The sequence below is a fragment of the Bradyrhizobium sp. STM 3809 genome, assembly GCF_000239795.1.
GTDB lineage: Bacteria > Pseudomonadota > Alphaproteobacteria > Rhizobiales > Xanthobacteraceae > Bradyrhizobium.
The window spans coordinates 1-5,360 of record NZ_CAFJ01000597.1; the positions used below are offsets into that span (position 1 = coordinate 1).

Genomic DNA, 5,360 nt, shown 5'->3' on the forward strand with positions numbered 1-5,360 from the left:
TGCGCGTACGTTCCTCGATCGGGCTCCTCTGCCGGATTTCGAAGTCGGCCATTGGTGGATCTCGACGGAACTCGGACGACCGGCCGCCTTTGCAGGCCTCGTGCCGTCTGCCCTAGGCGAGGGGATCGGCTATCTGGCGCGGGTCGGCGTTCTCCGGGAGTGCTGCGGTCATGGCCTGCAGCGACGCATGATGCATGCGATCGAGCGGCGCGGACGGCGGTCGGGCCTGTACTGCATCGTGTCGGACACCACGAATAATATCGTTTCCGCGAACAACTTCATCCGTTGCGGGTATGCGCTGTTCCAGCCCGCGCGGCCTTGGGCNTGGGGGCACTCGCTCTATTGGCGGAAGATGATCCGCTCTTGAACAATGCGTTTCGTTGCGCTGCAGCAGAGCGGCCGAGGGTGCGAATGTGCCTCGGGGGCTGTCGTTGCCGATGTGATTGAGCTAACCATGCTCTGTCCGTGGCTCGCGAGGTGACGATCGAGCCGCGCATTGAACGATCGCTCGAGACGATCGACCGAAGGGAAGGGGATCTTGGATGGCCATGGAAGTGGCGCTGCCAGATCGGAAACCACGTCCGGCCGATGCGCCGGCCGCGTTGGCCGGTCTGCTCGTGGTCGATTTTACGCGCGTCGTTGCCGGACCGGCATGTACCCAGACCTTGGCGGACTTCGGTGCCGAGGTGATCAAGATCGAGCAGCCGATCAAGGGGGACGATACCCGTGCCTACGAGCATGCCGAACTCGCCGGTGAAAGTGCGGCCTTTCTCAGCCTGAATCGCAACAAGAGGGGAATGGTGCTCGATCTCGCGACACCGGAAGCGAGAGACATCGCGCGGGCGCTCGTCGCCAAGGCTGATGTCGTGGTGGAGAATTTTTCGTCCCACGTCATGGAAAAGCACGGTCTGGACTATCCGACGGTGTCGAACACCAATCCGGGACTGATCTATTGCTCGATCTCGGCCTACGGCCGCACCGGTCCGTTTGCGTGGCGATCGGGCTTCGACCCGATCACGCAGGCCGAAAGCGGCTTCATGTCGCTCAACGGCTTTCCCGATGGTCCGCCGGTGCGGACGGGTCCTCCGATCGTCGACTTCGCCACCGGCATGTCGGCCTGCAATGCCATCCTGCTCGCGCTGGCTGCGCGGCAGCGCCTGGGCCGGGGACAGCACGTCGAGGTGGCTCTGTTCGACGTCGCCCTGGCGCTGACCGGATTCAGCGGAATGGCATATCTCATGAACGGGGTGAACCCCACGCGCACCGGCAACTCGCCGAACGACTCGCCAACGGTGGGCGTGTTCGAAGCATCGGATGGCCCATTATACGTCGCCTGTGCCAACGATCGGCTCTACCATCGCTTGGTGACGGACGTCCTCGGACGTCCGGATCTGCTCAGCGACCCGCGCTTTTCGACGCGCAAAGCGCGATGGACAAACCGCAAGCAGTTACGTGGCATGCTCGGCGAGATCCTCGCCACTGACCGGATGGATGTCTGGATTTCTCGAATGAACCAAGCCGGGGTTCCCGTCGGCCGGGTCCGAACGGTGGCGCAGGCCTTCGATGCTCCCGAGGTGCGGGCGCGGGATCGGATCTGTCGTGTTCCGCACCCGACGGCAGGCATCGTGCCCAACATCGAGCCGGCGATCAGCATGCAGATGACGCCGGCCGTCGTGCCCAGCGCGGCGCCGCGGCTCGGCGAGCATACGGTCAGCGTATTGCGGGACCGGCTCGGATACTCCGACCGGGAGATCGAAGCACTCCGCGAACGCGGCGCCTTCGGGCCGAACGCTCCGATGGGCCAAGCCCCAGGAGGCAACAAATAGCTCACGAACGAAGGCCGCCAGACTGGATGGATCGAGGCGGCCTTTGATCGTCAGCTGGCCTTGGCCATGTCGTCGTCTTCCGGCGAGTTGAGATACATGCCGGACATGGTATCGACCCAGCACAGATGGTCGTGAACCTTCCTGACGCCAGAGACATTCTCAGCGGCCACGACAGCCGCCTGTCGTGAACGCTCTTCGGTGATCACGCCGCTGAGATGAACGATCCCGTCCTTGACGATGACCGACAAGCCGAACGGGCACCAGTCGTTCTTCTCGATGGTGTCGATGACGCGGTTGCGGATGTGATCGTCGTCCGCGGTCGGGTCAGGAACCTGCCGGCCCAGCGAAGCGACAGCCTGCAGGAGGTTAGATCTGGACACGATGCCGACCACCTGGTCGCCCTTGACCACTGGCAACCGCTTCACATGGTTCCTTTCCATGATCTCGACGATCTCTGCCAGCGCGGCGTCTTGCGTGATCGTCAAGGGAGACTTGGTCATCACCTCGGCGACTTTCCGCCCGTGCTCATGAACGAAGTCGGCGGCTGATTTTCCGGGTCCCAGGATGAAACGCAGCCAACGGCCGCGCTTGCGCCCCGTGCCGATCTCGGTCCGACGGATGAAGTCTCCTTCGGAGACGACGCCGACCAGCTTGCCGCTCGCATCCACGACGGGAAGGCCGCTGATGTGGCGCTGGAGCATGATGTTGGCCGCATCCACGATCGAGGTGTCCGGAGTGACGGTAATGACTGGGCGGGTCATGATCTGATGGGCGCGCATGGTGAACTCCAGTGTCGAGGGTTGACCGACGGTAATCCGTCGCGCAAGTCGTGAATTGACCCAAGTCAAAGCGCAGTTTGATAGGGCATTGATGCAGCTCAAGGTCTCGACACCAGCAGTGAGCTATCGGACGTCACCATCCGGAAAAAGGGAGAGGTGTCCATGTCCGAGCTCTCAGGAGCCAACGCCCTGGCCGAGGAAACCGCCCAACTCACCGAGCGCGCCGCGCTTTCCAACAAGCACGCACTCGAACTGCTGATCGGCTCCCAGCAAATCGTTCTGGAGGAGATGCTGTTCGCCAGCAATGAGCTGCTGGATCGCGCGCGGACGGAAACGCATCTGTTCGCCGAGTTCGTTTCGAAGCTCGCCGGCGTGCATTCCGTCAAGGGAATTCAAACGATGGTCCAGGAATGCGGACAGCACCAGCTTGACTTCATCAGGCGGGATTGCGACCGATTATTCAGGCATGGGCAGCGGCTGATCGATGCCAGTGTCAATCTCGCGGGGCAACGGTGGCGAAACTGAAGAGTGCGGGTGCATCGCGTCCGGATCGTCGGAAGCGCGAAGGGCAGGTCCAGGACCGCGAGACCAACGTCGTCGAGACTGCTCCGGCGATGGCCGGCCAGCTCGCCGTGTCCGATGCCAAGTCGGCGGCCGAAGACGCGAATAGTGTCGCCAGGGAGTTCGTGCGCGAGGATCACGAGCTGGACAAGGCTTTCAGTGCGGTGCTCGCGCGCCTGACGGGCGGGATCTCGCCGGCCGCACTGTCGATGGCTTACCTGGACTGGGCGTGTCACCTGGCGGCAGCGCCTCAGCGGCAGCTCGACATTGCGCGTGATGCCTGGCAGGGCGCGAGGCAGCTCGCCGAACGTTCATTGCATTTCGCCGATTCCAACCGCGTTCCGTGGGATCTGATCAAACCGCAGGCCAATGACCATCGGTTCTCCAAGCCGCAATGGGGAATGCAGCCGTTCAACCTGTTCGCCCAGGCGTTCCTGCTCGGGGAGGACTGGTGGCACAAGGCGACGACCAACATCCGAGGTGTCGATCCCGCCAACGAAGCGGTCGTGGATTTTTCGCTCCGTCAACTGCTCGACATGTTCGCACCATCGAACTTTGCCGCGACCAATCCCGAGGTCGTGGAGAAGATCTTTCAGAGCGGCGGCGAAAACCTCGTCTTCGGCTGGCAGAACTGGCTGTCCGACCTGATGCAGGTGCTGCAGCCGGGGCAGGCATCGCGGAGCGCCGAATTCGTGCCCGGCGAGACGGTCGCGACCGCGCCCGGCAAGGTCGTGTTTCGCAATCAGCTGATCGAACTGATCCAGTATGCGCCGACGACCGCAGAGGTCAGGCCGGAGCCGATCCTGATCGTGCCGGCCTGGATCATGAAATACTATATTCTCGATCTCTCTCAGCATAACTCCCTGGTCCGGTATCTGACCGATCAGGGCTTCACGGTTTTCATGATCTCCTGGCGCAATCCGGACGCGAAGGATCGCGACATCGCGTTCGACGATTACCGGTCGATGGGCGTCATGGCCGCCTTGAGCGAGATCGGAAAAATCGTGCCAGGTGCTCAGATTCACGCTGCCGGCTACTGCCTCGGAGGGACGCTGCTCTCGATCACCGCCGCCGCGATGGCGCGCGAGGGAGATACGCGCCTGAAGACGATCACGCTGTTTGCGGCGCAGACCGATTTCACCGAGGCAGGAGAGCTCACGCTCTTCATCAATGAGAGCCAGGTTGCGTTTCTTGAGGACATGATGTGGGAGCGCGGCTACCTCGATACAACGCAGATGGCGGGCGCATTTCAATTGCTGCGATCCAACGATCTGATCTGGTCGCGTGTCTCTCGCGACTATCTGCTCGGCGAGCGAGCCCATCCGAGCGATCTGATGGCTTGGAATGCCGATGCGACGCGGCTGCCCTATCGGATGCACTCCGAATATCTGCGCAAGCTGTTTCTGAACAACGATCTCGCCGAGGGACGTTACCGGGTCGAGGGCAAACCGGTGTCTCTCTCGGACATTCATACGCCGATGTTCGTGGTCGGAACCTTGCGCGACCATGTCGCGCCATGGAAATCGACGTACAAGATCCATTACGAGGTCGACGCCGACGTCACGTTCGTTCTGGCGAGCGGCGGTCACAATGCCGGAATCGTGGCGCCGCCCCACGAACAGGGGCACTCGCACCAGGTCCGCACCAAGGCTGCCGATGCGCCCTACCTTGGACCCGACGAGTGGCAGAGCACGTCGCCGCGCATCGAAGGGTCTTGGTGGCCGACCTGGCTCGACTGGCTGGCACAGCGCTCGGGGCCTCTGGATGCGCCGCCCCGGCTTGGGACGGAAGGCTCGCATGAGCTTGGAAACGCACCAGGCGAGTACGTTCATTCGTAGCGGCGCAACTCCGGCACATTCGATGGATCGAGGAGCCTCGATCTCATTGACCCATCTGGAGCAGAGACTGGCTTCGAGCCAATGTTGCTTCCGGTGTTCCAGATGCGTCGACCTGAGCCCAATCCAGCATGCCGAGATCGTAGCGCTCCTGCTCCTGAGCGACCGCGCGCGTTGCATCGGATGCGTCGTTGATCCGATGCTCGATCCGCTCCTGCCGGGTGCGCAGGTCGGCGATGAGAAAGAGACCGAAGAACGGTACGTTCAGCTCCCTCGCGATCTTGGCGATCGCGTCTCGCTCGTCTTGCCGTGCGAACACGGCATCGGCGATGACTGAAAAGCCTTGAGCCAGAACCCGC

The 5,360-nt window shown here is 62.5% G+C and carries 6 protein-coding genes; 4 read left to right on the top strand and 2 right to left on the bottom strand.

Annotated elements, in window-relative coordinates; genetic code table 11:
- Window positions 1–100: 100 nt before the first annotated feature.
- Together BRAS3809_RS27045 and BRAS3809_RS27050 are read left to right on the top strand one after the other, a co-directional pair.
- Window positions 101–367, top strand: a complete 267-nt coding sequence (locus tag BRAS3809_RS27045) for a GNAT family N-acetyltransferase (RefSeq protein ID WP_008965190.1) — start codon at window positions 101–103, stop codon at window positions 365–367.
- Window positions 368–542: 175 nt separating this feature from the next.
- Window positions 543–1,826 (top strand): CaiB/BaiF CoA transferase family protein, encoded by a 1,284-nt coding sequence (locus tag BRAS3809_RS27050; RefSeq protein ID WP_008965191.1) that lies wholly within the window; start codon window positions 543–545, stop codon window positions 1,824–1,826.
- Window positions 1,827–1,876: 50 nt separating this feature from the next.
- Here the strand turns inward: BRAS3809_RS27050 and BRAS3809_RS27055 are convergent, their stop codons facing one another.
- Complete coding sequence (locus BRAS3809_RS27055; RefSeq protein ID WP_008965192.1) at window positions 1,877–2,605, bottom strand: CBS domain-containing protein; 729 nt, start codon at window positions 2,603–2,605, stop codon at window positions 1,877–1,879.
- A 162-nt stretch (window positions 2,606–2,767) separates the two neighbouring features.
- On the opposite strand from BRAS3809_RS27055, the gene BRAS3809_RS27060 reads away from it, so the two are divergent.
- The gene (locus BRAS3809_RS27060) at window positions 2,768–3,130 is read left to right on the top strand and encodes a hypothetical protein (RefSeq protein ID WP_008965193.1); all 363 of its coding nucleotides are present in this window, start codon (window positions 2,768–2,770) and stop codon (window positions 3,128–3,130) included.
- 89 nt (window positions 3,131–3,219) lie between these two features.
- Complete coding sequence (locus tag BRAS3809_RS27065; protein ID WP_240535778.1) at window positions 3,220–5,004, top strand: PHA/PHB synthase family protein; 1,785 nt, start codon at window positions 3,220–3,222, stop codon at window positions 5,002–5,004.
- A gap of 43 nt (window positions 5,005–5,047) precedes the next feature.
- Here BRAS3809_RS27065 and BRAS3809_RS27070 read toward each other — a convergent pair.
- Window positions 5,048–5,360: P-loop nucleotide/nucleoside kinase family protein (locus tag BRAS3809_RS27070; RefSeq protein ID WP_170323337.1), on the bottom strand; the 313-nt coding region annotated here is incomplete at its 5' end.

Coding starts and splice junctions, on each gene's coding strand:
- BRAS3809_RS27050 (WP_008965191.1), top strand. CDS start 543: ATGGCCATGGAAGTGGCGCTGCCAGATCGGAAACCACGTCCGGCCGAT.
- BRAS3809_RS27055 (WP_008965192.1), bottom strand. CDS start 2,605: ATGCGCGCCCATCAGATCATGACCCGCCCAGTCATTACCGTCACTCCG.
- BRAS3809_RS27060 (WP_008965193.1), top strand. CDS start 2,768: ATGTCCGAGCTCTCAGGAGCCAACGCCCTGGCCGAGGAAACCGCCCAA.
- BRAS3809_RS27065 (WP_240535778.1), top strand. CDS start 3,220: ATGGCCGGCCAGCTCGCCGTGTCCGATGCCAAGTCGGCGGCCGAAGAC.